This is a genomic window from Amycolatopsis sp. NPDC049688, from assembly GCF_040674975.1.
In the GTDB taxonomy this organism is placed as follows: domain Bacteria; phylum Actinomycetota; class Actinomycetes; order Mycobacteriales; family Pseudonocardiaceae; genus Amycolatopsis.
This window is the reverse complement of record NZ_JBFANY010000001.1, coordinates 210,180-234,900: the sequence shown is the minus strand read 5'-3', so window position 1 is coordinate 234,900 and position 24,721 is coordinate 210,180. Positions and strand designations below refer to the sequence as shown.

Annotated in this window: 24 protein-coding genes and 1 pseudogene; 12 read left to right on the top strand and 13 right to left on the bottom strand. The window is 72.6% G+C overall.

The window, feature by feature from the left end:
• The first annotated feature begins 148 nt into the window (after positions 1-148).
• The 4 genes from AB0J55_RS00930 (at position 149) to AB0J55_RS00915 (ending at position 3,083) form a co-directional block, all read left to right on the top strand.
• Positions 149-1,324 (top strand): YbdK family carboxylate-amine ligase, encoded by a 1,176-nt coding sequence (locus AB0J55_RS00930; RefSeq protein WP_364240862.1) that lies wholly within the window; start codon positions 149-151, stop codon positions 1,322-1,324.
• A 212-nt stretch (positions 1,325-1,536) separates the two neighbouring features.
• Positions 1,537-1,833, top strand: coding sequence for a hypothetical protein (locus AB0J55_RS00925; protein WP_364240859.1), 297 nt, complete (start codon positions 1,537-1,539; stop codon positions 1,831-1,833).
• A 223-nt stretch (positions 1,834-2,056) separates the two neighbouring features.
• Complete coding sequence (locus AB0J55_RS00920) at positions 2,057-2,518, top strand: DUF5994 family protein (protein ID WP_364240856.1); 462 nt, start codon at positions 2,057-2,059, stop codon at positions 2,516-2,518.
• Between the two features lie 349 nt (positions 2,519-2,867).
• Positions 2,868-3,083: a hypothetical protein gene (locus tag AB0J55_RS00915; protein WP_364243437.1), complete on the top strand. Its 216-nt coding sequence runs from the start codon at positions 2,868-2,870 to the stop codon at positions 3,081-3,083.
• A gap of 70 nt (positions 3,084-3,153) precedes the next feature.
• Here the strand turns inward: AB0J55_RS00915 and AB0J55_RS00910 are convergent, their stop codons facing one another.
• Complete coding sequence (locus AB0J55_RS00910; protein ID WP_364240853.1) at positions 3,154-3,348, bottom strand: hypothetical protein; 195 nt, start codon at positions 3,346-3,348, stop codon at positions 3,154-3,156.
• Positions 3,349-3,517: 169 nt separating this feature from the next.
• On the opposite strand from AB0J55_RS00910, the gene AB0J55_RS00905 reads away from it, so the two are divergent.
• Together AB0J55_RS00905 and AB0J55_RS00900 are read left to right on the top strand one after the other, a co-directional pair.
• On the top strand, positions 3,518-3,688 hold the full coding sequence (locus tag AB0J55_RS00905) for a hypothetical protein (RefSeq protein WP_364240850.1): 171 nt from the start codon (positions 3,518-3,520) through the stop codon (positions 3,686-3,688).
• Positions 3,685-4,146, top strand: coding sequence for a hypothetical protein (locus AB0J55_RS00900; protein ID WP_364240847.1), 462 nt, complete (start codon positions 3,685-3,687; stop codon positions 4,144-4,146). Before AB0J55_RS00905 ends, AB0J55_RS00900 begins: the two co-directional genes overlap by 4 nt.
• A 119-nt stretch (positions 4,147-4,265) precedes the next feature.
• On the opposite strand, the gene AB0J55_RS00895 is transcribed toward AB0J55_RS00900, so the two are convergent.
• The 3 genes from AB0J55_RS00895 to AB0J55_RS00885 form a co-directional block, all read right to left on the bottom strand.
• Positions 4,266-5,066 (bottom strand): calcium-binding protein, encoded by an 801-nt coding sequence (locus AB0J55_RS00895; protein WP_364240844.1) that lies wholly within the window; start codon positions 5,064-5,066, stop codon positions 4,266-4,268.
• Between the two features lie 430 nt (positions 5,067-5,496).
• A complete protein-coding gene (locus AB0J55_RS00890) occupies positions 5,497-6,426 on the bottom strand; it encodes an alpha/beta hydrolase (protein ID WP_364240842.1) in 930 nt (309 codons plus the stop codon).
• Positions 6,427-7,650 carry an MFS transporter gene (locus AB0J55_RS00885; protein ID WP_364240839.1) on the bottom strand — a complete coding sequence of 408 codons (1,224 nt, stop codon included), beginning with the start codon at positions 7,648-7,650 and terminating at the stop codon, positions 6,427-6,429.
• 69 nt (positions 7,651-7,719) lie between these two features.
• Here AB0J55_RS00885 and AB0J55_RS00880 point away from each other — a divergent pair, with 69 nt between their 5' ends.
• Positions 7,720-8,073, top strand: coding sequence for a helix-turn-helix domain-containing protein (locus AB0J55_RS00880; RefSeq protein WP_364240836.1), 354 nt, complete (start codon positions 7,720-7,722; stop codon positions 8,071-8,073).
• Positions 8,074-8,138: 65 nt separating this feature from the next.
• On the opposite strand, the gene AB0J55_RS00875 is transcribed toward AB0J55_RS00880, so the two are convergent.
• Genes AB0J55_RS00875 through AB0J55_RS00865 form a run of 3 tightly spaced genes read right to left on the bottom strand, consistent with a single transcriptional unit; the run spans position 8,139 to position 10,110 of the window.
• Positions 8,139-8,570, bottom strand: a complete 432-nt coding sequence (locus AB0J55_RS00875; protein ID WP_364240833.1) for an antibiotic biosynthesis monooxygenase — start codon at positions 8,568-8,570, stop codon at positions 8,139-8,141.
• A complete protein-coding gene (locus AB0J55_RS00870; protein ID WP_364240830.1) occupies positions 8,567-9,322 on the bottom strand; it encodes an MBL fold metallo-hydrolase in 756 nt (251 codons plus the stop codon). Before AB0J55_RS00870 ends, AB0J55_RS00875 begins: the two co-directional genes overlap by 4 nt.
• Positions 9,319-10,110, bottom strand: coding sequence for an alpha/beta hydrolase (locus AB0J55_RS00865; RefSeq protein ID WP_364240827.1), 792 nt, complete (start codon positions 10,108-10,110; stop codon positions 9,319-9,321). The genes AB0J55_RS00870 and AB0J55_RS00865 overlap by 4 nt, the downstream gene beginning before the upstream one ends.
• A gap of 65 nt (positions 10,111-10,175) precedes the next feature.
• Here AB0J55_RS00865 and AB0J55_RS00860 point away from each other — a divergent pair, with 65 nt between their 5' ends.
• Positions 10,176-10,598 carry a MarR family winged helix-turn-helix transcriptional regulator gene (locus tag AB0J55_RS00860; protein WP_364240824.1) on the top strand — a complete coding sequence of 141 codons (423 nt, stop codon included), beginning with the start codon at positions 10,176-10,178 and terminating at the stop codon, positions 10,596-10,598.
• Between the two features lie 209 nt (positions 10,599-10,807).
• Here the strand turns inward: AB0J55_RS00860 and AB0J55_RS00855 are convergent, their stop codons facing one another.
• Complete coding sequence (locus tag AB0J55_RS00855; protein ID WP_364240821.1) at positions 10,808-11,479, bottom strand: helix-turn-helix domain-containing protein; 672 nt, start codon at positions 11,477-11,479, stop codon at positions 10,808-10,810.
• Positions 11,480-11,557: 78 nt separating this feature from the next.
• On the opposite strand from AB0J55_RS00855, the gene AB0J55_RS00850 reads away from it, so the two are divergent.
• From AB0J55_RS00850 to AB0J55_RS00840, 3 genes are all read left to right on the top strand, one after another.
• Positions 11,558-12,856, top strand: coding sequence for a glycosyltransferase (locus AB0J55_RS00850; RefSeq protein WP_364240818.1), 1,299 nt, complete (start codon positions 11,558-11,560; stop codon positions 12,854-12,856).
• Between the two features lie 125 nt (positions 12,857-12,981).
• On the top strand, positions 12,982-13,758 hold the full coding sequence (locus AB0J55_RS00845; protein WP_364240815.1) for an SDR family NAD(P)-dependent oxidoreductase: 777 nt from the start codon (positions 12,982-12,984) through the stop codon (positions 13,756-13,758).
• On the top strand, positions 13,755-14,585 hold the full coding sequence (locus tag AB0J55_RS00840) for a helix-turn-helix transcriptional regulator (RefSeq protein WP_364240812.1): 831 nt from the start codon (positions 13,755-13,757) through the stop codon (positions 14,583-14,585). Before AB0J55_RS00845 ends, AB0J55_RS00840 begins: the two co-directional genes overlap by 4 nt.
• Positions 14,586-14,745: 160 nt before the next feature.
• Here AB0J55_RS00840 and AB0J55_RS00835 read toward each other — a convergent pair.
• The 3 genes and pseudogenes from AB0J55_RS00835 to AB0J55_RS00825 all read right to left on the bottom strand — a co-directional run.
• Positions 14,746-14,952 (bottom strand): annotated as a pseudogene (locus AB0J55_RS00835) (hypothetical protein); the annotation flags it as partial.
• Between the two features lie 295 nt (positions 14,953-15,247).
• Positions 15,248-16,213, bottom strand: a complete 966-nt coding sequence (locus tag AB0J55_RS00830; protein ID WP_364240810.1) for an acyltransferase domain-containing protein — start codon at positions 16,211-16,213, stop codon at positions 15,248-15,250.
• A complete protein-coding gene (locus AB0J55_RS00825; protein ID WP_364240807.1) occupies positions 16,210-16,764 on the bottom strand; it encodes a response regulator transcription factor in 555 nt (184 codons plus the stop codon). Before AB0J55_RS00825 ends, AB0J55_RS00830 begins: the two co-directional genes overlap by 4 nt.
• 503 nt (positions 16,765-17,267) lie before the next feature.
• On the opposite strand from AB0J55_RS00825, the gene AB0J55_RS00820 reads away from it, so the two are divergent.
• Positions 17,268-17,615, top strand: coding sequence for a response regulator transcription factor (locus AB0J55_RS00820; protein WP_364240804.1), 348 nt, complete (start codon positions 17,268-17,270; stop codon positions 17,613-17,615).
• A gap of 37 nt (positions 17,616-17,652) precedes the next feature.
• On the opposite strand, the gene AB0J55_RS00815 is transcribed toward AB0J55_RS00820, so the two are convergent.
• Positions 17,653-23,355, bottom strand: coding sequence for an SDR family oxidoreductase (locus tag AB0J55_RS00815; RefSeq protein ID WP_364240801.1), 5,703 nt, complete (start codon positions 23,353-23,355; stop codon positions 17,653-17,655).
• Positions 23,352-24,719 carry an acyltransferase domain-containing protein gene (locus tag AB0J55_RS00810; protein WP_364240798.1) on the bottom strand — a complete coding sequence of 456 codons (1,368 nt, stop codon included), beginning with the start codon at positions 24,717-24,719 and terminating at the stop codon, positions 23,352-23,354. The genes AB0J55_RS00815 and AB0J55_RS00810 overlap by 4 nt, the downstream gene beginning before the upstream one ends.
• Between the last annotated feature and the right edge of the window lie 2 nt (positions 24,720-24,721).

The following is a 24,721-nucleotide window of genomic DNA, read 5'->3' as shown; positions in this document are numbered from 1 at the left end:
GATCGCTCATCTCGACCCGGAACGGCAGCGGAAAACTCCGTCGGTCTCACGGAAGGGCCGAAAGTTCCCCCAAGGGTGACCTGAGGCCCTACGCAGGGCCGGGCGAACCGGCGAGACTGGCGATCCGAACGAGGGACGGAGCCCGGCCGTGCACGTGCGACTTTCCCTACCGGAAAGGAACGATCTCACCATCGGCGTAGAGGAGGAGTTCGTCCTCGCGGACCCGGCGACCGGCGCAGTGGCGCTCGCCGCACCCCGGGTGCTGGAGCTGCTCGACGGCGAACCCGCCGTGATGCCGGAGTTCCTGCGGTTCCAGATCGAAACCGCCACCGGGATCCACACCGGGCTCGACGGACTCCGGGCGGAGCTGCTCGGGTTGCGCCGGCTCGTGGCGGACGCGGCCGGCCGCGCCGGCTGCCTGGTGCTGGCGTCCGGGACACCGCCGTGCGGCGATCTGCCGGGTCTGCCCGGCGTCACCGCCGAACCCCGGTACCGGGCGCTGGCCGCCCGATACCCGGCGCTCCTCCCGGAAGCCGGCACGTGCGCCTGCCACGTGCACGTCGGCATCCCGTCCCCGGCACTCGGCGTCCGGGTCCTGACCGGCCTGCGCCCCTGGCTCGCCCCGCTCCTGGCCATCAGCGCCAATTCGCCGCTCGCCCACGACAGGGATTCCGGGTGGGCCAGCGGCCGGTACCCGCTGTGGTCGCGTTGGCCGACCGCGCACCCGCCGCTGGACTGGCCGGACGCGACCGCCTACGCCGCGAGCGTCGACGGCGCGGTGCGCCGTGGTGAGGCCTTGGACGCCACCGGGGTCTACTTCTACGCCCGGCTCTCGCCGAAGTACCCGACGGCCGAGATCCGCATCGCGGACGTCGGTTTGACGGCCGAAGACGCGGTGCTGCTCGCCGGACTGACCCGCGCCCTCGTGGTCACGATCCTCGCGGAGGCCCGGGCCGGCGTCGCGCCCCGGCCGGTCCGGACCGCGCCGGTCGTCGCCTCGCTCACCGCCGCGGCGCGCGGCGGCTACCCCGGCCACGGCATCGACCCCGGCACCGGGCAGGTCGTCCCGCAGCACGTACTCGTCGGCCGGCTCCTGGAGTACGTCCGGCCGGCCTTGGAGGCCAACGGGGACTTCGCGACGATCGAGCGGCAGCTCGCCGTGGTGCAGGCCGGGGAGACCGGCGCAGCACGCCAACGCGCCTTGTTCGCCGAAGCCGGCTCACCGGCCGCGCTCGTGGCGAAGCTGGCCTCGACGACTCTGGCCGAGAGAGGTGGCTCCGGCCCGCTGCCGCAGCGACGACCGGTGGCCGTCCACGACGGCTGAGCCGGCTCCGGGGCCTGCGGCGCCGCAAGGCGGACCGATCTGGCGCGCCGACCGGAGGCGGAATCGTCGCCTCCATTCGAGGTCCCTCATCCGGGGGATTCGGTTCTGGTGGATGGCGTAGAGCGCCTAGGCTGTCCGGACCGCCCCAGACCTCGGCGTGCCCGCCGTTCCCCGCACTGCGCGGAACGCACCCACGGCCGAGGAGGCGACGGATGACTGACCGGAACCCGGACGGTGTCGCGCCGGTGGACGATGTCACTCCCCGCCCACCTCGGCGCCAGATCGCGTTCAGCGTCGGGAACTGGCGCGTCACCTACGCCGGCCCGGACCCACGCTCGCCGCGGACCGGCGCCCTCGCCGGCCGGCCCGAGTTCGGGCCCGGAGGCGCCCGCGTCCCCGTCATCGCCGACGACGGCCCCACGGCCTCGGTGCGCTGGATCGACGACCGGGACATCATCTCCGTGACCGCGCAGCCGGCCGGCGAACGACCGGTCCCCGGACGCCCTTGAACAGCCCGGCATCGTTGCGCAAACCCCTGATCGCGTGGTGGCGGGTGTAGAATCCGGGGTACCGAGAGCATTTCGCGCGCCGGCGGCAGAGCCGGTACCGTCCTCGGGTTTCCCTCCACACCGGTCACTGCGATCGGGACGGGACAGCGGCATGACGCCGAAATCGCCCACCAGAACGTCCTCCGCGCGGCCGCGTCAGGGCCCTCTTCCGCCACCCAGACTGGTGTGGAAACCACAGAGCGGACCGGCAGGTCACGTCGACGGCGGCTGGTGGCCGTGGTCGCGCGATCTCACGGCGGAACTGCCGGGCCTGGCCGCGGCGCTCACCGCCCGGATGGGCCACCTCACCAGGGTGGCGTACACCGTGTCCGAATGGGACGGTGCACCGCGGCGGCTCGAGATCGGCGGACACGTCATCCGGCTCGACGGTCTCCTCGACCGGGACGGCCACGTCCTGTCCGTCACCGGCCCGGAACCGAACCACCTCACGCTCCTCGTCATCCCACCGGAGGCGGTGGACACAGCGGGACACCGCGCGCTGATGACCGCAGCTCGCCGGGGCAACACCGACCGGCCGGCCGACATCCTCGCCGCGAGCGGGGCACTCGTCGTCCCGGCAGCACCCCGGCCCCGGCACGACACCACCGAAGACGACTGGGAAGCCGAAGGCGGGCACGTCTCCTGAACTCTGCCGCCGAACCGGGGAGCTGCGACAGCGGCTGTCCGCGAGATGGGGATGATCAAGGGCTCCTGCACGCGATGACCCGGGGCCATCGGGCCCCCCGTTCGCCGACGCCCCGAACGGACCGACCGGGTTGTCCTCGATGACGTCCGCCCCGGACCTCGGCGGCGCCACCCCGAAGTGGCCGGACCGGGCGGAGGACTGTGATGATCACTGCGACAGCGGTCGCGCCGGGTCCCCGGCGAACCGCACTTCTCGTCTCCCCACGCCGATGAGGCAGCCAAAGGCGGCACCGCGACCGGTGCCGGACCCGTTCGCCCTCAGCCGCGAGCAACGCCGGCGTGGTGTCCGCGTGGTGGCGTCGGCTGCGGACGACGCCGGCGACTGCGCCACGCTGCTCGCCATCCTCGGGCTGAACCCCGCCGACGGCCTGGCCGCGCCGGACGGCGGCCCTCAGTCCCGAGCTGACCCGGCTTCCGCTCAACCGGCCGACGTCCAGCCGCGGATTTCCGGCCTGTCCTCGAAGTGTTCACGGTTGCAGCCGTGGTGGCGGGCCGGCATCGCGTGACAGTGCTCGGCCGGGGTCGGGGCGGCCGTGCAGCAGCCTGGCGGCGGCCAGGACCTCCGGGGTCGGCACGTCACCCGGCGGCGAGCACGACGTCGGGTTCGCCGTCGGCTGTCCCGGTGCCGGCCCGGTCCCATGTGGACGCTCCCGCGGCGACGGCCTCGAGGTCGAGGTACTGCAGGTACTCCTGCTTGTCGGCGACGATCAGGTTGACATGGTCGCGGCTGCGCAGGCGGCCCTTGACTGCACCCGGCGGTTTCACCCGCACCGGCGGAACCTCGGCGCACCCGGCCCGGCTCTCGCTGGAGGGGCGGAGTGTCGGTCATCGGATTCGCTCGCCGGTGGAAGTCGGCCTACGATTCGTCGAGAGCAGCACCTCGCGGCAACCCCGGACCCCGGTGGCCGAACACGCCTCACCCGTCCACCGGGAGCAGCTGATGACCAGCGTCCAGGACACCACGAAACCCCTCATCACCCACGAGTTCATCCGGCGAGCGGCCGACGCCTGGGTCCGCGCCGCGGACGCCGGGATCATCGACGCCGCGGAACTCGTCTGGCTGCTGGAACACCTGCCGGCGCAGTCAGCGCGCCCGAAGGTGACCGGATGACGGCCGGCCCGGTGCCGGCATGGGAATCCGTGGAGGTCGACCTGCCCGGCCGGATGCTGACGCTGGTCTACCGGGTCGCGTGCCAGACCGGCCAGTCCCGGCGGACGAGTGTCAGGTTGTGCCGCCGGATCCTTGGTGCACAGCCGGATGCCACCGAACCAAGGGCGGTCGTGGACGCCGGACGGCACGTGCGCGCCCGCGTCCTGACCGAGCTGCGCGCCGACCTGGGCCGCCGGATCGACCGGCCACGCCTGGACGCCGCCCTGCGGGACGCGGTCCTGCTCGACGAAGTGACGCTACTGCCGCCTCGCCAGCGCTTCGCCTTGTGGTCGACAGCGGTCGAGCACCTCACGACGGCCGAACTCGCCACCCGCACCGGCTGGACGTCCCCCCAGATCGCCCGGCTGCTGCGGGGCGCGCTGCGAACCGTGACCTCGAAAGCCACGCTGCCCGCATGAGAACGCTCCGCACGTGCCGAGCGACGGCCCTCGACGCCGAACGGCCGCGCCCTCCCCCGCGGCGCGGCCGTTCTGGTCGATCCCGTTCGCCCCGGCACGGGCGACAAGATCAAAGTTGTCTACGACGCCGTCGGGAGGAGGCAGGCGTAGCTCAGCGGGAGCAGGCTCACGAACGTCCCGCCGGCCCCGGTGCAGATCCCGCTCGCCTCCGCGACGCGGCGATTGGCGGGGCTGAGCGGGTTGAACACGCAGACGTACCCGACCGGGTTCACGGTCAGGGACAACACGCCGCCGGTCGCGGTGCACAGCTGGGTCGCGTTCGCCGTACCCGAGCCCGGGCCCGTCATCGGCGGCATGCTCGTGTTCTCGCAACTGGCGTGGATGTCGGGATCGGGCGCGGGCCCCTGGCAGGTGTCGGTACCGAGACCGCCATCGAGACTGTCCTGGCTACCGTCATTGGACGCGCCGACGAGGGTATCGTTACCCGCGCCGCCGGAAATCGTGTCGATACCCAGGCCACCGGTGAGAGTGTCGTTACCGGTGCCGCCGGTGAGGGTGTCGTTCCCGTCCCCGCCGTTGATCGTGTCGTCGAAGTCCGAGCCGGTGATCGTGTCGTTCCCACCGTTGCCGTTGATGGTCTTGCCGGGGTTCGTGCCGCCGCAGTCGATCGTGTCGTTGCCGGGGCTTCCGGTCACCGTCGTGTCGGTCTGGGTCACACCCGGGCCCACGACGCAGTTGACGGCGGCATCGGCGGCCGGCGGCGCGATCATCCAAAAGGCCGGGACCGCAACAACCGCGGCGACGAACCCTCGACGGAATCGAGCATGTCGAATTCGCATGACTTCATTCCCTGGAACGCAATTCAGCGATTTCTCACCTTGACGCGCCGCGCCAACGTGACTGAGTTGTGCGAACCACAAGCCATCCACATCCGCCGCGGTTTCGACGTCTGCTTCCCGGGCACAAAAAACCTCGGCTCGTGATCTGACTCCGCGAGCACCGCGGACACATCACGTCACCGAGGTCCGGGGCAACGAACCACGAATCTACTCCTTCGACCACCCGGGTCAATACCACTGTCCCCCGAACGGACGCACATCTCTCCGAAATGACACGGTGATTGCGAGCCCGCGGCGACACCGAGGACAATTCGAGTCCCATGCGGAACCAGGACCCGCGGCGAGATCATCGGAAAAGCGCATCCGGATGGTGAGCTCCCGGGCTTCGCCTGCGATTTCGCGCATTCTGCTCCGACAGGTAGCCCACCTCCGCCAGTGGCCGGCTCCGGGAGGCCGGGTGGGAATCACCCCGGGATCCTCCGGGCCAAGTTTCGCCGCAACACCGATTGCCTCACCGGCCCGGAGGACGAATCCGTTGAGCCACCCGGGAATCGGTCGGTGGCCGCCGCGGTGAGAGTTGGAGCGCGAAGGCGAGCTGCTGCGTCTGGAACGCAGCGCCGACGCGGTGGTAGTCGATCGCGTGCCCAGCCGAAGGGAACAACGCCGCGTCGACGAACGGGGACGAGGTCAGGGCGGCAGCGAACTCCGCGATCTGCTCGTCGTCGACGATCCACAGCTGGTCGAACTCGCCCACGCGCAGGTGGACCGGTACCGGAATCTTCGGCGCGAGGTCCTGGAAGAGGCTGTGCCAGCCGGCGGAGCTCTCCACCAGTTCGGCCTTGAGCACGGGCTCGTTGGCGAAGTAGGCCGCTTCCGGCATGTCGTCACGCCGGGTCCAGTCCGGGCCGAACATCCGGGCCGCCTTCTCCTTGTCCGGCGACCGCAGCGTCCGGTCCGGGATCGACGCCCAGATGGCGGCGAAGTGTTCCGGTTCGCGCAGCAGACACCCCGACGCGGCGACACCGAGCAGTGGCCATTCCGGCGTGCTCGCGGCGATCGCCAGTGAGATCGGCACCCCGATGGAGTGCCCGATGAGCACCACGCCCGCGGCGCCGGCGCCGTGCGCCTGCCACAACTCGCCGATCAGGTGCGCCAGCGCCGCCGCGTTGGCCAGGAAGACGGACCCGTCGGCCGGCACCGGGCTGCTGCCGCCGTACCCCGGCCGGTCGATCGCGATGATCGGCACCCCCAGCGCCGCCGCCCGGTCCAGCAGGGAGTAGCCGGGAACGTCGAAGTACGCCGACGAGTAGCCACCCCCGTGCACGGCGATGACCAACGGGGTGTCCTCGTCACTCTCGGCGGTTCGCCGTCGGCCGGTGAACGTCATGCCCCGTGCGGGCCCGGCCGAGGTCACCTCGTGGGTGAAACGGATTGAGGACATCTAGATCGTCTCCTTGTCGATTTCGGGGTGCAGGTCGGCGCCCGCGCCGACGCGCTGATCGCGCGCCTCCCGGCGTTCCGGCGCGACAGCCCACAGGAACGCCAGCGCGACGACGGCCGCGCCGGCGGCGACGAGGGGCACGAAGCCGACTCCGGCCAAGGTGATGACCCCACCACCGAGCGCTGCCCCGCCCCCGCTGCCGACGTAGATCATCGAGCCGTTCAGCCCGAGCGCCACGGTCGCCGCCGCGCCGCTGGCCGCGAACACCCGGGTCTGCTGCGGCGTCACCTGGAAGGAGCCGACCAGGCCGAGCACGGCGAGCGCGGCCATCGCCGGGACGAGACTCGACCGCACGATCCACAGCGCGATCAGCGCCAGTGCGCTGACCGTCAGGCCGACCGTGATCACCCGGAGCCCGCCCCAGCGATCGGTGAGGGGCCCCACCAGGCGGTTCCCGGCGAAGAAAGCGACGCCGAACACAAGCAACGCGACGACCGCCGAGGTGGCCGTCTGGCCTTGCGCGCCGATGACGGGCGCGACGTAACTGAGGACGGCGTACAGCGGCACGAGCTGGAGGGCGGTGCCGCAGAGCAGCAGGAGCACACCGGGGGTGCCGAGGATGCGGACCCTCTCGCGCAGTGACGCGACGGGCAGCCGGACGCCGGGCAGCGCCAGGCAGAGTGCCGCGGCCACCACGGCCCCGCCGGTGATCAGCCACAGCGCCGCGCGCCAGCCGAGGTGCTGCCCCACCAGCGCGCCGACCGGCACCCCGATGACCATGGCCAGGCTGGATCCGGCGCCGACCATCGCCAGCGATCGCGCTCGCCGCTCCGGCGCCGAAAGGAACGCGACGACCGCGTACGCGTTGGCCTGGAACCCGGCTGCTCCCGATGCCGCCAGGATCCTCCCGGCCATCACCACCCCGTAGGTCGGGCCGAGCGCCTGGCCGACCATGCCGAGCAGGAAAACCACCATGCCGCCGACGAGCACGAAGCGCCGATCGAGCCGGCCGGTGACGGTCGCGATCAGCGGCGAGCCGATCGCGTAGGTGAGCGCGAACGCCGTGGTCAGCTGCCCGGCTTGGGCGAGGCTGACGTGCAGGTCCTGCACGACCGCGGGGAGCAGCCCCGCCAGCACGAAGCTGTCGACCCCGAGCACGAACGTGCCGGCGGCGAGCACCGCAAGCCGTGCCGAGGAGAGAGACTTCGACGGTGATCGAATCATGGCGGCAACGGTAGACTAGACTTCGATGTGCGTCAAAGTCTGCTGCCCGTCCCGCGCGAAGGAGTCCCGATGTCGCGAAAGCTGCCGGAGCCGTCTGTCGACGAACTGGACCTGACGGCGATCCTCGGCGCGCTGGTCGACCCGGCGCGCCGGACGATCATGACCGTGATGTACCGGGGGGCGGAACCGTTCGACTGCAGCGCGAGCACGTGGTGCGCGAACCTGGGGTTGACCCCGCCGACCGTCTCGCACCACTTCCGCACGCTGCGCGAAGCCGGTCTGACCCGGACCGTCGTCGACGGCCGCACGCGCAACGTGCGGGTGCGCAAGGAAGATGTGGAGAAGCGCTTCCCCGGTCTCCTCGATGCCTTGCTGACCCACGAACACGACATGGACGCGATCGACCGGATGGCCCGGCCCTGAGTCCATCGTCGGTCACCGAACGAACGGAACGAGCCGCGCCGCCGCGCCCGGCCGGTTGTCCGCGATCAGAACGCCGCCGGCTTCGCGCCGGTAGCCATTCTGTCCACTGTGGTCAGTCCGTACTCCGGCTCCGGCGACTTGCCGGACAGCTCCCGGCCCGGCAGCTCGACGAGCTGGACCAGCGCACCGGCGTCGGCGGTGCTGTGCTGAGCCAGCTCGGTGAAGAAGTGCGCCACGTGGCCGGTGGCCAGGTGCGCCCGGAACGCCTCGGTGTCGGCGTAGATTTCGTACAGGTGGAAAACGCCCGGCTGCGCGGCGTCCCGGAAGGACCGGAACTCGACGCAGCCCGGCTCCCGCCGGACCGCCGCGGTGAGCGTCGCGATCGCCGCCGCGAGCTCGTCCTCGTGTCCGGGGATCGCCCGGACGACGGCCACCATCGGCCGCTCGCCGGGCGGGAGGTCGTCGGCGACCTCGGGCATGTATCGGCGCTCGCTCACGGGACCACCACGGGGGTTCCGGGCAGGACCATGCGGACTTCGGTCTCCGGGGAGAGCCGAGCCACGGCGTCGGCGTAGTGCCGTGGGTCCTGGTCGCCCTTGGTGATCATCTTGTCGCCCATGCGTCCACTGTGGAACGCATAGTGGTGCGGGATGGCCATCGCCGGCTTCAGCGCGGCCGTCAGCCCGGCGGCTTCTTCGGCGTCCATGACGACCTGGGCGAGGTTCATCGGCCGGATGCACAGGCCGTTGGTCGGCAGGATGGCCAGGTCGACGGGGCCGAACCGGTCCGGGATGGTGTCCAGCTCCGGGACGCGCAACGAATCGCCGCCGAAGAAGACCGTGCGCCCGCCCGCCTGGAGGACGAAGGTGACTTCGTGGACGCCGTGCTTGCCGGGCGCGGCGGTCACCGTCAGGTCGCCCACCGTCGCGGCTTCCCATGCCTCGACGACGCGGACGTCGCCAAACCCCTTGCCCCGCGCGATGGTCGCCACCGTGCCCGGGCCGATCAGCGGCGTGCCGAGGTCGAACCCGCCGTCGACGAGCGCGTCGAGGTCGCAGTGGTCGTAGTGCTCGTGGGTGACGACGACCGCGTCGATCCGCCCGAGCGACCCGACGGTCGCGGCGACCGGTTCGCCTTGGTAGTAGGTCGGGGTCTGGGTGAACCACGGGTCGGTGAGGACGCGGCTGCCGCCGATTTCGATCAACTGGCAGGCGTGCCCGATCCGGGTCACGGTCAACGAAGTGGTCATGCCTGCTCCCCGAGGTCGAGCAGCGCGCCCAGCAGTTCTTCGGGCGTTTCGACCTGCGGCAGGTGGCCGGTGCGCGGGAGCACGGTGAAGGCCGACATCGGGATCGCCGCGGCGTAGGCCTTGCCGTAGTCGGGGTCGACGATGCGGTCGCTCTCGCCCCACACCACGTGCACGGGGAGGTCGAGGCCGCCGAGCCGGCTCGCGAGCGTCGGGTCGGACATGCTCGGGCCGGTGTAGCCGATGAGTGCCTGGATGTCCGGGCTGGGCCCGGTGCCACCGCCCGGCGGGACGGGCGCCTTCGCCGGGTCGTGCCAGGAGAGCGCGCGGAATTCGTCGACGCTCAGGCCGCTGACGTCGGCCGGCGGGTGGCCGTCGACCTCGATGCCGATGCCGTCGATGATCACCGCGCCGCTGACGCGCGGGCTCTCCTGCAGCGCGATCTCGGCGGCGAGCCAGCCGCCGAAGGAGTTGCCGATCACCGTCACGTCGGTGAGGTCCAGCTCTTCCAGCAGTGCGACGTACAGGCGTGCCAGCTCGGCCACGCCGGTGAGGCTTTCGGACTTGGGGGTGCCGCCGAAGCCCGGATGGGTGGGCAGCAGTACCCGGGCGTGGGTGCGTTCGGCGAGGAGGTCGGCGAAGCCGGACATCGTCGCGGCCCCGCCTCCGCCGTGCAGCAGCAGGTACGGGCGCGTGCGGTCGCGGTCTTCGACGGTCACTTCGACCGGGCCGAGGGTGTGGGTTCCGGTACGGGTGGGCCGCAGCGAGCCGGCGGCGGGGAACGTGGTCATGCCAGGAACCTTATATAAGCTTCCTGATATAAGCAACCTGTCTTTGGTGAGTTACAGTGAGGCCCATGAAGTACCACCCGGGCGAAGTCTCGCTGGCCGTCAAGCGTCTGCAGCACCGGCACCACCGCGCGCTGAGCCGCGCGCTGGCGCCGTTGAGCCTTTCCCTCGTGCAGTGGGACACCCTGCGCCACCTGCACCGCAACCCGGACGCGTCGCTGCACGACCTGGCCGTGCTGACGTTCCAAACCGACCAGTCCTTCGGCTCGCTGGCGACGCGGATGGCCGAGCGGGGCCTGATCGAACGTGTCCCGGGACCGGGCCGGGCGGTGCGGCACCGGCTCACCGAAAAGGGCGCGCGACTGCGGGCCGAAGGGCAGGAGCTCGTCGACCAGGTCGTCGAGTCCTCGTTCCGGGACCTGTCACCGGCCCAGATCGACGCGCTGGGCGACCTGCTGGCCATCGCGCTGGGGCCCGATCCGACCGCTTAGCCGGCGGCCCGCCACACCCTGGAGCAGTCTCTTCGCGCGCCCGTGAACATCCGCCACCGGCCCAGCCGGAACTTACGACGTGCGGTGCGCCGGCGTGCCCCGGGATCGCCAGCGGCAGCTGCCGCCCGCATCTCGAGTACCCGCGCCATCCGTCACAGAAATCTGTGTGTCGTCACCATGACGCAGCGCCGCGCGTACGCACGAGCCGGTCAGGAAAGCGGAGCGTCGCCCGAACTGCGCCGGAGGATGGTGTCTTGGACGGTACGCGCGACAAAGGCCTGGTACTCCTCGCGCGGTTTGCCGTCCATCCACACATAACGCACGTAGGCCTCGACGCTGGTGATGACGCAGAGCGCCTCGACGAGGTCGTCGAAGGGCACGTCGGTCCGCAGCCAGTCACGTTCGCCGACCATCCGGAGAACCTTCTCGACCTGCTCTCGCATGGACGCGAGCCGCTCGGTCAAGGTGTCCCGGACCTCGCCGTCGCCGTGGGCCGCGGCGGTCACCGCGGTCCAGACCCCGGCGACGGGCTCGTTGATCGCCAGCATCGTCTCCCCGAGGTAAGCGGCGAACGCGTACGGCTCACGGAGTTCGAGCATGTTCTTGCCGCGCTCGGTGTCCAAGAACTCGATGTCGCCTTCGACCCCGAAGGAGGCCACCGCGACCGCGGCCCACAGCAGTGCCGTCTTCGGCCCGTTGGCACGCACCGTCTCGACCGAGACCCCGGCCCGCTTCGCGATCCGTGCGAAGGTCGCCCCGTGGTACCCGCGCTCGCCGAACTCCCCGATGGCGGCCTCGACCACCCGGCGCCTGGTCTCCGCGGCCTGGCGCTGCCGAAGCTCCGACCGGTAAGCGCGGGCGCCGCGATCAGCGTCCGGCATATTGACTACCAAGCCATACAGATGAATACTGCTTCATAGTACCCAACTCTATCTCCCCAGCGGCCAAGGGAGGGCGTCATGCCCTCGATCATGATCGCGACCATGCCCGTCCACGGGCACGTCACCCCGCTGCTCGCCGTCGCGCGGCACTTCGCCGCGCGAGGAGACCGGGTGCGCTTCCTCACCGGTTCCCGCTTCGCCGACGTCGTCACGGCAACCGGCGCCGAGCACCTGCCCTTGCCGGCCGAAGCCGACTTCGACGACCGGCAGGACTGGAACCGGACCTTCCCCGAGCGCGCCGCGCTCAGCGGCACCCGGGCGATCGCCCACGACCTCGAGCACATCTTCGTCCGGCCCGGCCGCGCGCAACACGACGCCGTCATGGCCGCGCACGCCGCCGAACCGGCTGACGCACTCCTGGCCGACCCGGCCTTCCTCGGCGGCGCGTTCCTCCTCGGCCACCCGCTCGGCGTCCGGCCGCCGATCGTGATGTGCGGCATCTGCCCGCTGATGATCGCCAGCCGGGACACGGCCCCGTTCGGCACGGGACTCACGCCGCTGCGGGGGCCGCTCGGCCGGCTCCGCAACACCGCGCTCGCCTTGCTCACCGCCAAGGTCCTCTTCCCGTCCATGGAGCGGATCGCCGACCGGACGTTCCACCGGCTGCACGGCCGCTCGATCCCGTTCGCGGTCCTCGACTGGCCCCGGCACGCCGACGCGATCGTGCAGTTCACCGTGCCCGAGTTCGAGTACCCGCGCTCCGACGCCCCCGCCGCCCTGCACTTCGCCGGACCGATCTCGGCATCCGGTTCGCAGGCCCCGCTTCCGCCGTGGTGGCCGGAACTCGACGGCTCCAGGCCCGTCGTCCACCTCACCCAGGGCACGATCGGCAACAGCGACTACGGCCAGCTCATCGCCCCCGCCCTCGACGGCCTCGCCGACGAGGACGTGCTGATCGCCGTGGCCACCGGCGGGCGCCCGCTCGATTCCCTGCCGCCGCTGCCCGCGAACGCCAGGGCCGCCGAGTTCCTGCCGTACGACGAGCTGCTGCCGAAGACCGGCGTCTACGTCACCAACGGCGGGTACGGCGGCGTGCAGTACGCGCTGCGCTACGGCGTGCCGATCGTGGCCGCCGGCCGCCAGGAGGACAAGCCCGAAGTCATCGCCCGGGTCGCCTGGGCCGGCGTCGGACGCCGCATCAGGACCCGGATCCCGGCGCCGTCGGCCATCCGCCGGGCCGTCCGCGCCGTCCTCGACGACCACCACTACCGCGACGCCGCGCGCCGCATCGCCGGGCACATGGCCGGTACCCGCGGAGTCCACCGGCTCGCCGAAATCGTCGACGGGCTGGTGGCCGAACGAACCGCGAGTGGATGACACGTCGCCTGCCCCTGTCCTTCGCCTGACCACCGCCCGAACGCGACCGGCGTGGCAGGGGTCCGGTCTTCCGGGGTCCTCACAGGACCTCCTGAGCCCGCGGGTATCCGACCTACCGTCGAGCCATGGACATCACTTCCCGCACCGTTTTCCTCGCCGGCGCGACCTCGGGCATCGGCCTCGAGCTGGCGCGCCGGTTCCGCGCCGCCGGCAGCACCGTCGTCGTCGGCGGCCGGCGCACCGACCTCCTCGCCCGCCTCGCCGGTGAAGGGTTCGCCACCGTCGAGATCGACGTCACCGACGCCGAGTCCGTAACCCGGGCGCGTGACGAGGTGCTGCGAACCCACCCGGGCGTCGATACGGTCGTCACCATGGCCGGTACCGGGGCGCCCGAGGACCTCCACGACCCGTCCCACTTCGACACGGCCCGGACGACCATCGAGGTCAACGTCCTGGGCACCATCCGCGTCATCGACGCGTTCACCCCGCACCTGCTCGCGCGCGGCAGCGGCACCATCGTCACGGTCAGCTCCGGGATCGGCTTCCTCCCCTTCCCGCTCATGCCCACCTACGGCGCCTCCAAGGCCGCCGTGCACGCCTACACCGAGGCGCTGCGGGAACAGCTGGCCGGCACCGGGGTCGAGGTCGCCGAACTCGTCCCGCCGGCCGTCGCGACCACGATCGGCGGCAGCAACCCGCACGCTCTCGCCCTCGACGCCTACGGCGCCGAGGTCATGGACCTGCTCGCCCAGGACCCGACCCCACGCGAGGTTCTCGTGCAGCGGGTGCTGATGCACCGGTGGGCAGAACGCGACGGGACCTACGCCGAACTCGTGGCGCAACGATCGCAGGCGCTTTCGACGCTGCCCGGCCGCTCGTCCCGGGCCACCGCCCCCGCATGACCGCGAACGACGACGGGAACCGGCTCGGCGCCTACCTGCGCGCCCGCCGCGGTCTCGTCACGCCCGAGCAGGCCGGTATCCCGGCGGGCGGCACCCGCCGGGTACCCGGCCTGCGCCGCGAGGAGCTCGCGATGCTCGCCGGCATCAGTGCCGACTACTACCTGCGCCTCGAACGCGGTCGTGACAACCACCCCTCGCCCCAGGTGCTCGACGCGCTCGCTCGCGTGCTCCACCTCGACGAGGTCGAGCGCGACTACCTGCACAGCCTCGCCACGCCGCGGCCGCGACGCCGCCGGTCTCGGACGGCCGAACAGGTGCCGGCCCGGCTGCACCACCTGCTCGCGGCCGTGGGAGTACCGGCGTTCGTGGAGGGCCGGGCCTTCGACGTCCTCGCGGCCAACGAACTGGCGACCGCGTTCTCGCCCCGCCTCCGACCGGGCGAGAACCGCCTGCGCTCGCTGCTGCTGGACCCGGAGGAGCAGGCGTTCCACCAGGACTGGGCGGCCGCCGTGGCCGGGTTCGTCGCCGCCTTGCGGGACTCGATCGGCACCGAAGTCGACGACCCGAGGTTCGTGGAACTGGTCGGCGAACTGTCCCTCACCAGCGGGCGGTTCCGCGAACTGTGGGCCCGCCACGACGTCCGCGCGCTCGAAGGCGGCACCACGACCGTGAACCACCCCGTCCTCGGCCGGTTGCACCTCCACCGGGACAAGCTGCCCGTGGACGGGCTGCTCCTCGTGCTCTACTACGCCGACGCGGGCAGCGAAAGCGCCGAGAAGCTCTCCCTCCTGGCTTCCCTGGTCGAACCGGGCCCAGCGGGCGGCTGACACCTGGCGACGCGCGGCCGATCTCGACGCGCCGCGGACTTCTTGCGGAAGCGGTGTCGATGGCGCCTTCGGCGTGGGTGAGCCCACCACCGAGGTGCGGCTTGATCACGCTCCTGCGGTAGCCGGCCTCGGCGATCCGGATGCCGCCGATGTACTGCTGCATCCAGTCGGCGACCGCGCCGTAGGCGTAGTGGTTGAAGGAGTTCATGTCCACCGGCCCGAAGGTGCCGTCGGGCTGGATGGAATTCCAGCGTTTCCAGACGGTCGTCGCGCCCTTGCCGATCTCGTAGCCCCACGACGGGTAGTCCTTTTGGGACAGCAAGGTGTAGGCGAGGTCGTCGCGGCCGATGTTCGTCAGTGCCGGCATCAGCCAGGAAGAAGGTCAGCCGCCCGGTCTCCAGGTTGTCCGGTCCTGCACTCGCGCGCATAGGCGAAGCCGCTGTTGTCGATCGCCCCGTTGGTGGACGACGTTGCTCCGCAGCTGGTTCAGCATGCCGTCGGACGTCCCCAGCGTGCCGATGCGGCGCAGGTCCGAACCCCACACGACGCCCTGCTGGTCGGCGGCAGGCTCGGCAGCGACCTGACCTCCGAGCTCTGCTGGCAACCGGACGGCACGACGACGCTCGGGCCGACCGCATCGCGGGCTCTGCGATCCTGGCGGGTCATCCGAGGGCGGGCCGCAGTTCGGCTGACCACGTCTCCCAGTCCGTCCGCCGGAGGAGCGGGGCGATGACCGCCACGCCCGGGAGGTTGCCGGCAACCAGGCTGGTGAGGATTCCCTTCGGGCCACATTCCACGAACGTGCCGGCGCCGTCCGCGTGCACCCGCCGCACGGCGTCGAGAAACCGCACTGGGGTGGTCAGGTGTCGCGTGAGGACCCGGTCAACGTCAGCGCTGTCGGCGACATACCGATCGATCAGCGACGAGTACACCGGCACCCGCGGCGGACGCCGCGGGACCGTGGTCACCGCTGCCGAAAAGTCCTTCTCCGTCCTCGCCAGGATCGGGTTGTGGAACGGGTACGGCACCCGCAGCCGGGTAGCCGGCACGCCGAACGACGAAGCCACCGCCTCCAAGCGCTCCAGTGCGGCGTCCGGGCCCGAGACCACCACCTGGCCCGGGCTGTTGTCGGCGGCGACGCTCAAGTGACGCTCTCCCACCGCGCCCAGCAGGTGACGAGCCCGGCGGACCCCGCACGCCAGGGCGGCCATGCCGCCCAGGGGCGTCGACGGCCGGCGCAGGGCTTCATCACCCCGGAGCACCAGGCGAACGCCGTCGCCGAGGGACCACGCTCCGGAAACCGTCAAGGCGGTCAGATCGCCGAAGCTGTGCCCCAGCAGGAGGTCCGGTCGCACACCGCAGTCCGCCAGCAGCCGGAAAGTCACCACGGACGCCGTGAAGATGGCCAGGTGGAGGGTCGTCGGGTCGGACTCGGCCAGCTGCTGCAACGAGGGCGCCGTGGTTTGCAGGAGTTTCGGCGAGACCGGCGGGTAACCCAGCCCGGCGACCGCCCTGTCGATCGCCGACAAGGTCTCGTCCACCACCGGGCACCGTCCGGCGAGCCGGCCGAACACCCCCGGGACGTAGCTGCCCTGGCCGGGAAAGAGGAAAGCCAGCCGCGTGGTCACCGGCTCGGCCCGTCCGTGCCGGGGAACGGCGCGGGTTCGCCGCCCGACGCGGCCGAGGAGGGCGGCACCCGGCCGGCGCCGCCGCCGCTGTGGTGGCGCTGGACGGGGACCGGCCCGGTGCCACCGTCGCTCGCTCGCCCGCATTCGCCGGCGTCCACCAGCCCTTCGGACAACGCGGTGAACGCCGCCTTCGTCCTGCTGGTCACGCCGAGTTTCAGGAACAGCGCGCGGACGTGGTTCTTGGCCGTCTTGTCCGAGATCCCCATCGTCCGCGCGATCTCGCGGTTCGACAGGCCCGCCGACACGAGCGTGAGCACACGTTGCTCACGGTCGGTGAGCGACCGCCCGGCGGCTCTCGCCCCGGCCCGGCGAGGCAGCACGCCCGGGTCTGCACGGTCGTCGCCGGTCTCGGCGGAGAGCGCTTTCGTCACTCCGATCAGGACGTCCTGCACCTGCTCGAGCCGGTCCACGGCCCACTCGATCAGTTCGGGCAGTTCCCCGGGGACCTGAGCCGGCGGCTGCGAGCGGGGGTACGTCGGTGCGGTGGTCACGGTGGTCCCTCCCTGGCGCGAAGATCGGCGGTCTTCCCAGTCAACTTCCGGTCCGGAGAAGCCGCCATAGGACAGAAGGGAGCGGCCGTTCGTGGCCGGGCCCGGGCCGCTTCCGAATTGCCGGGCAACTCCTGCCGTGCCGGATGCGGTGGTGCGCACGCACTAGACCGGAAGGACGCAGCCGCCGGCACGCATTCGGCGCGCGGGGAGGAGGTTCGCCGGTGGACGCCGGGAAATTCCGGGGAAACCGTCGTACTATCACTCTTTCGGGGCAGAATCGAGAGGCACCTTATGCGCCGGACGGCGAGTACGCAGACTGACCGGGTAGCCTCAGCCGGTAGGCCGATCGGCCCAGTCGAGTCGTCCCGAGGAGGATTCCGGTATGCCGACCCGATCGCCGGACTGAGGCGGATCCGGCAGTCCACCACCGGGCCGACGGGGCGCCCGGTCGCCAGGTCACCGGTGGATTCCGGAGGAGGCTCAGGGTCGAGGAGGGGCCGTCAGTGCAGCACGAAGTGTTCGATCAGAATGACGTTTCACCGGGCGAATTGTTTCGCCTCATCCGCGCTCATCAGGAGATCGCGCAGGCCCTGCTGGCCCGTCTGGAACAGATTTGCCAATCGCGTCCGGATACCGGGAACGATGACCGTTCCTCCGGGGGCCGGTGGCATCTCACCGATCGCGAACGGAACGTCGCCGACCTCCTCGCCGAGGGGTTGTCCAACCGCCGGATCGCCCGGTCACTCGGAATATCGGAACGCACCGTGAAGAATCACCTCCACGCCATTTTCCACAAGCTCGGCGTGGGTGACCGGACGCACGCCGTGATCAGGCTGCTGCGCGATACCTGACCGGGGCGATCGCGATCCGCAGCCCGGGGGCGGCCCGTCACACCGGCACCGCGACGCGGGAAGCCGGAACGAGACCCATCGCGGCGCACTGGGCGTTCTCGATGCGGGCGAGCGGCGTCCCGTCGAAGGCGATCGCGGAGTACACGCCGGTCGCGGCTTCCCACCACAGCCGGACACCCTCCGGGTACCGCGCGGCCAATTCGGCGTCGCCGACCTCCGGGAACCATTCGACCAGGCCGAGGTACCGCGGTGCTTCGACCTGCTGGACCGTCCCATCGCCGTCGACCGGGCGCAGCGCCGGGGTCCGCAGGAGCGCGTCCAGCAGCAGGCTCGGCACGGCCGGTGTCCCCCAGGCTTCGGGCAACCGGCCGGGCCGCCACACCGCCCCGGCGCCCGCGGGACCGGCGAGCCACTCGTGCGTCGTGCGGAAGACGCCGGACAGCGACACCCGCGAATCGGGGTGGTAGTAGGGCGAGGTGACCGGGCTTCCGTCCTGCTTCGCCTGCGGTGGGTGGTCCGGGGTTCGCGGCGGTCCGGTCAGCACGGTCGCGCGGAAGTGCTCACGGTCGCGGGACAGCACCCGGCCACCCGGCGTGACGACGTCGGAGGTGATGCGCACGAGAACGGCCGGCGCCGCGGCGGGCTCCACCGCGGCGGAGACGCGATACCGGGCGGACCGGCCGGGGATCGCCCGGACCCACTGCGAGAAGACCACGTCGCGCAGCGCGTGGACCGCCACGCCGGGCAGCAGCACCCGGGCGGCTTCCACCGCGATGCCGGCGAGCACCGTGCCCGGCACCGTCGCCTTGCCGTCCACGAGGTGTTCGGCCGGCCAGCGCTCTCGCCCGCTGTCGAAGACCACGGTCCACGACGCCGACGACGCCTCGCGAGTCTCCGGTTCCCCGAGGAAGCCGTTTCCGGCCGGGAGGTCGCCGGCGTAGCCGGGGAACTTCCGGGCCAGCAGGTCCCGTTCCGCGCGGCCGATGAACGACACCACGGGATCGCGCGGCCCGGGCTGCGCCAGTTCGGTGAGGAAGTGCGCTACGCCTTCGGCCCGGCTCATCGAGCTGAGGCGCCGGCTGCGCGCCAGCACGGCGCGGGTGGCCGGATCGCCGCTGATCCCGGCACCCTCCCACACCGTCCAGGCGATGGTGAACTCCCCCGGGTGCCCGGCGTGCTCCGCAGCGCGGAGCAGGAAGTCGTTGGCGGCGGAGTAGTCGGCTTCTCCCGGCAAGCCCATGAGACCGGCCAGTGAGCCGAAGTTGCACCACAACCGCGGCGGCGAATCCGCGAAGGCGCGCTTGAGGTTGTGGTAGCCGCGCACCTTGACCTCCTCGACGCGGCGGAAGTCCGCGAGCCGCTTGCGGGCGAGGTCGCCCGGGTGGTGCGCACCGGCGCCGTTGACCAGCAGATCCACCCGGCCTTCCCGCTCCAGGACGGTGCGCACGGCTTCCCGCACCGCGGCGGGATCGGTGACGTCGCAGGTGAGGTGGTGCACGGCGGCGGCGGTGCGGCGCATGCGCTCGACGGTCGACCGGCTTTCCCTGGCGCGCAGCAGGCGGTCGAACCGGCGGGTGAGTTCGCGGACGGAGGTGCCGTCGCGCCGGCCCGCGGCGATGAACGCGGCACGGCGGCGGGGCAGTTCGCCGTCCGGCGCGGCAAGCAGGTCGGCCGGGACGTCCTGCGGTGCCGACGACCCGAGCAGCCACACCCGCAGCGGCAGCCGGTCGAGCAGGCCTTCCACCACCGCGGCGGTGATGCCCCGCGCGCCGCCCGTCGCCACCACCACGTCCCCCGGCGCCAGCGGCAGCTCGCCGCCGCGCGAGGGGGCGGGCCGCAGCCGCGGCCGGAACCGGGCACCGTCACGGTGGACGACCACCGGCAGCCCGCCGGGCCGGGCCAGTTCCGCCTCCAGGTGGCGCCACGAGGTCCCGGCGGCCTCGTCGGAGAGCAGGACCCGGCAGGCACACCCGGGCAGCTCCCAGGACACGCTGTTCACGAGGCCGGTGAGCAGGCCGGCGCGCGGATCGGGGGCTTCCTCCGCCACCAGCAGGCCGACGGAGCCGCCGTCCCCGAGAGCGTCGGACGAGTGGCGCACGGCCACGAACACCGCCTCCTGCAGGATCGGCACGTGGTCCGGCCGGGACGTGTAGCCGCGCAGATGCCGGTACTCCCGGCCGGCCCCCAGGACGGGCGCCAGCACGGCCTCCGGGTCGTCGCCCGGCCGGACGATCACGGTGGTGGCGGCGGCCGCGGGCTCCGCGATCTCCGCCGCGGTGACCTCGTCGGTCAGCACCAAGCAGCGGTCGGGGAGGGCGGCGGGGGTCTCCTCCGGTGGCGGCAGCGGCTCGAGCCGGGTCACGTGCCGGGTCGTGGTGGGATCACGAGGCGGCTCCGGGACGATGGGGCTCGCGTCGGTCAGGTCCGCGGGTTCGCGGCCGGAGTAAGCGGTCACGGCGGGCCCCGCCACCGCCCCGGGCACATCCGTAGGCTCCCGCACAGAGCGGACAGTCCCGGCAGGCCCCGCCGCCACCCCGGCCACATCCGCAGGCTCCCGCACCGGGCGGACAGTCACCGCGGGCCCAGCCACCGCCCCGGTCACGGTGACCGGGTCCGTGGAATGCGTGGCCAGTGCGGTCAGCAGGTCGACCGCGCCGTCCGCGCCGAGGTAGGTGCGGCCGGGCCGGGCCTTCCCGGCCGCCGATGCGGGCCGTGCTTCGGTCGTCAGCGTGCCCAGCACCGGCCAGCCGTGCGCTGACGCGTCCCGCCGGCGGGCCAGCGCGAACAGGAACGCGCCTTCGGCCAGGCTCCCCGCCGGTTCGCCCAGCAGCGCGGCCCACTCCGGGGTGCTGTTGCCGTTCAGGGCCAGCACCAGCGCCAGGTCGAGCTCACCGGTGGCCAGGTACCGCGACGCGGTGTGCACCGCCGTCATCGTGGACGAGGTGCCCGTGTCGACGGTCAACGTGGGGCCGTGCAGGTCGAAGTGGTGGGCCAGCCGCGCCGGGATGATGTTGGGTCCCAAGCCGGGCAGGGTGTCCTCGTTGGTGGCCGGGCGGTCGCCGCGCACCTCGGCCAGGCAGCTGCGCAGGGCCTCTTGCAGCGCCGCGGCCGGCACTCCGTCGCCGGGTTCCGGGTTCAGGGACGCGAGGTCGTGCGCGTAGCAGCGGAACGCGGTCAGCCCGGCGGCGGCGGTCGGGCCGGTGTGGGCGGCGACCACCCCGGTGCGGTCCCGGACGGCCTCCCACAGCGGCCCGTGCTCCTCGGCGAACCGCGCGGCCACGGCCAGGGCCATCAGCTGGGTGCGGTCCAGCGTCCGGGCCGTGCGCGGCGTCATCTTCAGCGTGCGGGGATCGGGTACCGGGTACGGCGTGGGGAACGCCGCCTCCGCGGCCGGCGCCCGGCCCGCGGCGAGCCGGGCGCGGATCTCGCCGGGCGCCGGGTCGCCGGGCAGGTGCGCCGTCCAGGCGACCAGCACGACCTCGTCGGGCTCGGCCACGGGCACCGGACGGGGTCCCGGCCGCCCGGGTGGCGGAGCGTCCTGGACCAGCACGTGTGCGTCGGTGCCGCCGAAGCCGAACGCCGAGACCCCGACCACCCGGGGGCGGTCCTCCCGCGCGGGCAGCGGCAGATCGGCCGCCGGGACGCGCACGCGCTCCCCCGGCGCGTCCGGCGACAGCTCGGCCAGGGGACGCTGGGCCGGGATGGCGCCGTGGCGCAGGCCGAGCACGGCGTGGATCAGCGACACCGCGCCCGCCGGCCAGCCGGTGTGCCCGACGAGCGATTTGTTGGACGTGCACGCGTAGCCGCTTTGGGGCGCCAGGTCCGCCAGCGTGCCCAGCTCCACCCGGTCGCCGACCGGGGTGCCGGTGCCGTGGGCGATGACCCAGTCCACCGCCTCGGCAGCGGTCCCGTTGACGTCCCTGGCCCGGCGCACCGCCCGCTCCTGCCCGGCGGGGTTCGGGGCGTACACGGCCTTGCCCCGGCCGTCGGACGCCAGCCCCGAGCCCCCCAGCACGGCCAGGACCTCGTCGCCGTCGGCCCGGGCCCGCCGCAGGGGCTTGAGCACCACCGCCGCCGCCCCGTCGGAGAACAGCGTGCCGTCCGCGTCCCGGTCGAACGCGTGCACGCCGCCGCTGCGGCTCAGCCCCCTCAGTGCGCTGAACATGACCGAGAACCGCGGGGTGTTCGTGAACACCCCGCCGCACACCGCGAGGTCGCAGCTGCCCGCCGCCAGCGCCTTCGCCCCGAGGTCGATCGCGTACAGGCTGGACGAGCACGCGGTGTCCACCGTCGTGACGGGCGAATCCGGAGGCAGCAGCCCGGCGACGGCCGCCCGGGCCACGCGGTCGGGCAGGTGGTCCCGCCCGTCGCCGGTGACGAGGGGGTAGTGCCGGCGCAGCAGCGCGCGCAGCCGTCCGGACAGCTCGGCGCGGTCGAGCCCGGCGTCCGGCCAGTGCGCGACGAGCCGCCGGACGGCGACCTCCGCGAAGAGGGACTCGTCGAGGTGCTGGTTGCCCTCGACGGTGTTGGCGACGAAGCACTCGACCCGGTCCCCCGGCCCCCGGGTGACCGGATCGCAGGCCTGCGCGACGCTGTGCCGGAGCCACTGCGCCGCGCTGTCGTGGGCGCAGGACGGCGCCTTGGCTTCCTCGTGCAGCCGGGGACCGTGGATGAACCCGCCCCGGAAGGTGTAGCCCCGGTCTTCCGTTTCCGTCCCGGTTTCCAGGAACGCCTCTTGGCGGAACCGCTCACCTGGTTCACCGAACACCGGTTTCCCGCGGCGCAGCAGCTCCCAGAACTCTTCGGGGCTGCCGGCGCCCGGCAGCACCAGGCCCATGCCCACCACGGCCACGGCGTCCGCTTCGGCGTCGGCGGGCTCCTGGGCCGCCCGCGCGGAGGCACGAGCCGGGCGCCGGACCGGAGCAGCCGGCTCCGCCGCGGGCGGCAGCTCGGCGCGGAGCATCGCGTGTCCCAGCGAGAGACCGCCGTCGGCCAGCACGCTCTGGCCCGTCACCCACGACATCCGCGGGGACGCCAGCGCGGTCACCAGCCGGGCCAGTTCGGCCTCGGTACCCAGCCGCCCCAGGGGCGCGTTCGCGCCGCACGTTTCGCGCAGCGCGGCGGCGCCGGGGAACCGGTCCGCCGTCGGGTTGTCCAGCAGACCGGCGGAGGCCACGTTCACGCGCACCCCGTGCCGGGCGAACTCGACCGCCAGGTAGCGGCTCAGCGCCTCCAGCGCCGCCTTGCTGACCCCGACCGTCGCGTAGTTGTCCACCACCATCCCCGCACCGATGGAGGACACGTTCACCACCACGCCGCCGCTCTCGGCGAGCAGGGGCAGCGCCGCCCACGCGCAACGGCGAGCGCCGTGCACGTTGACGTCGAAGACCTTCTGCCACTCCAGGTCCGTCAGCGTGCCCGCCGGCGCCAGCACGCCCCGGGCGGCGTTGTTGACCAGCACGTCCAGCCGCCCGGCGCGCTGCCGCACGGTGTCGATCATCGCCGCGACGTCGTCGGGCTTGGTCACGCTGGCCCGGACCAGCTCCCCCGACCCGCCCGCCGCGACCACCCCGGCCAAGGTGTCCCGCGCCGCTTCGGCCGAGTGGAAGTAGTTGATCACGACGTGCGCCCCAGCGGCGGCGAACTCGTGCACGATCGCCCGGCCCACGCCCTTGCCGCCGCCGGTGACCAGGACGACCCGGCCCGCGAACTCACCCGCCGTCTCGTGTTCGCCGCTCACGCCTCGCTCCCCACCGGACGGCGGCCGTTGCGCAGCCGCAGGACGAGGTCGACGATCGCGGCCATGGTCGGGTAGTTCGTCAGCCGTTCGGCGGACTCCGCCGGCGGGATGCCGAAGTGCTCGAGCGTCCGCGTGAACGCCTCGGTCTGCTTGATCGAGTCGATGCCCAGGTCGGCTTCCAGATCGGCGTCGGGTTCCAGGGCGTCGGGCGGGTAGCCCAGCAGGTCGGCGTACACGGTCCGCACCGTGTCGAACACCGCTTCGCGGTCGTCGGCGGGCGCGGTGTCGTCCACAGAGGACTGTTCCGCGCGCGGTGGCGGCACCGGCGCCGCCTGCGGCCGGGCGCCATCGTCCGCGGCGGAGCGGCGCTTGACGGTGGCCCGTCCGTCCCGTTCCAGCGAGGGCACCGCGTCCAGCAGGGACTCCAGACCGCTCCGGTCGGTCCGCTTCCGCAGCGGCGCAACGGTCACCGCGTCGGGCACGATCGCCGCCACGAGGTCCACCAGGACCCCCTTCGGGCCGGACTCGACGAACCGCCGCGCGCCGTCGGCGTGGACGGCGCGCGCGGCTTCGAGGAAGCGGACCGGCATGACCAGGTGCCCGGAGACCACCTGCTCGACCTCGGCGACGTCGCGGATGTAGCGGCCGAGCAGCGCCGAGTACACCGGCAGCCGGGGGACGCGCTTGGGCACGCCGGCCACTCGTTCGCCGAAGTCGTCCGCGGTGTCCGCGAGCAGCGGGTTGTGGAACGGGTAGGGGATGCGCAAGCGCGTCGCCGTCAGCCCGAGCGCGGTGGCGGCCTCCTGCAACCGCGCCAGCTCGCCGTCCGGGCCGGACACCACCACCTGGCCCGGGCTGTTGTCCGCGGCGACCGCCAGGTGCCATTCGTCCAGGGCGCCGATGACGTCCTCGGCTCGCCGGGCGCTGCAGTTCAGGGCGACCAGCCCGCCCGAGGGCACCTCGACGTGGCGCAGCGACTCGTCGCGCTGGGCCACGACGTCGGCGCCGTCCTCCAGCGTCAGCGCCCCGGCCGCGGTCAGCGCGGTCAGCTCGCCGAAGCTGTGGCCCAGCAACAGGTCCGGCCGGATCCGGTGCTCCTCCGTCAGCAGCCGGAACGTCGTCACCGAGGAGGCGAAGATGGCCAGGTGCAGGGCGGGCGGGTCGTGCTCGACCAGGTCCTGCAGCGTGCGGGAACCCGGGTCCAGCAGCATCGGCGAGACCGGCGCCCGGCCCAGCCGTCCGGCCACTTCGTCCACTGTGGACAGCGTGTCGCCGATCACCGGGTGGTGGTCGGCCAGCGCGCCGAACAGTCCCGGCAGGTAGCTCCCCTGACCGGGGAAGAGGAATGCGGTGCGTGCAGGCATCG

Coding starts and splice junctions, on each gene's coding strand:
- AB0J55_RS00885 (WP_364240839.1), bottom strand. CDS start 7,650: ATGATTCGATCACCGTCGAAGTCTCTCTCCTCGGCACGGCTTGCGGTG.
- AB0J55_RS00905 (WP_364240850.1), top strand. CDS start 3,518: ATGACCAGCGTCCAGGACACCACGAAACCCCTCATCACCCACGAGTTC.
- AB0J55_RS00900 (WP_364240847.1), top strand. CDS start 3,685: ATGACGGCCGGCCCGGTGCCGGCATGGGAATCCGTGGAGGTCGACCTG.
- AB0J55_RS00890 (WP_364240842.1), bottom strand. CDS start 6,426: ATGTCCTCAATCCGTTTCACCCACGAGGTGACCTCGGCCGGGCCCGCA.
- AB0J55_RS00860 (WP_364240824.1), top strand. CDS start 10,176: ATGAAGTACCACCCGGGCGAAGTCTCGCTGGCCGTCAAGCGTCTGCAG.
- AB0J55_RS00925 (WP_364240859.1), top strand. CDS start 1,537: ATGACTGACCGGAACCCGGACGGTGTCGCGCCGGTGGACGATGTCACT.
- AB0J55_RS00810 (WP_364240798.1), bottom strand. CDS start 24,719: ATGCCTGCACGCACCGCATTCCTCTTCCCCGGTCAGGGGAGCTACCTG.
- AB0J55_RS00865 (WP_364240827.1), bottom strand. CDS start 10,110: ATGACCACGTTCCCCGCCGCCGGCTCGCTGCGGCCCACCCGTACCGGA.
- AB0J55_RS00870 (WP_364240830.1), bottom strand. CDS start 9,322: ATGACCACTTCGTTGACCGTGACCCGGATCGGGCACGCCTGCCAGTTG.
- AB0J55_RS00845 (WP_364240815.1), top strand. CDS start 12,982: ATGGACATCACTTCCCGCACCGTTTTCCTCGCCGGCGCGACCTCGGGC.
- AB0J55_RS00855 (WP_364240821.1), bottom strand. CDS start 11,479: ATGCCGGACGCTGATCGCGGCGCCCGCGCTTACCGGTCGGAGCTTCGG.
- AB0J55_RS00840 (WP_364240812.1), top strand. CDS start 13,755: ATGACCGCGAACGACGACGGGAACCGGCTCGGCGCCTACCTGCGCGCC.
- AB0J55_RS00880 (WP_364240836.1), top strand. CDS start 7,720: ATGTCGCGAAAGCTGCCGGAGCCGTCTGTCGACGAACTGGACCTGACG.
- AB0J55_RS00850 (WP_364240818.1), top strand. CDS start 11,558: ATGCCCTCGATCATGATCGCGACCATGCCCGTCCACGGGCACGTCACC.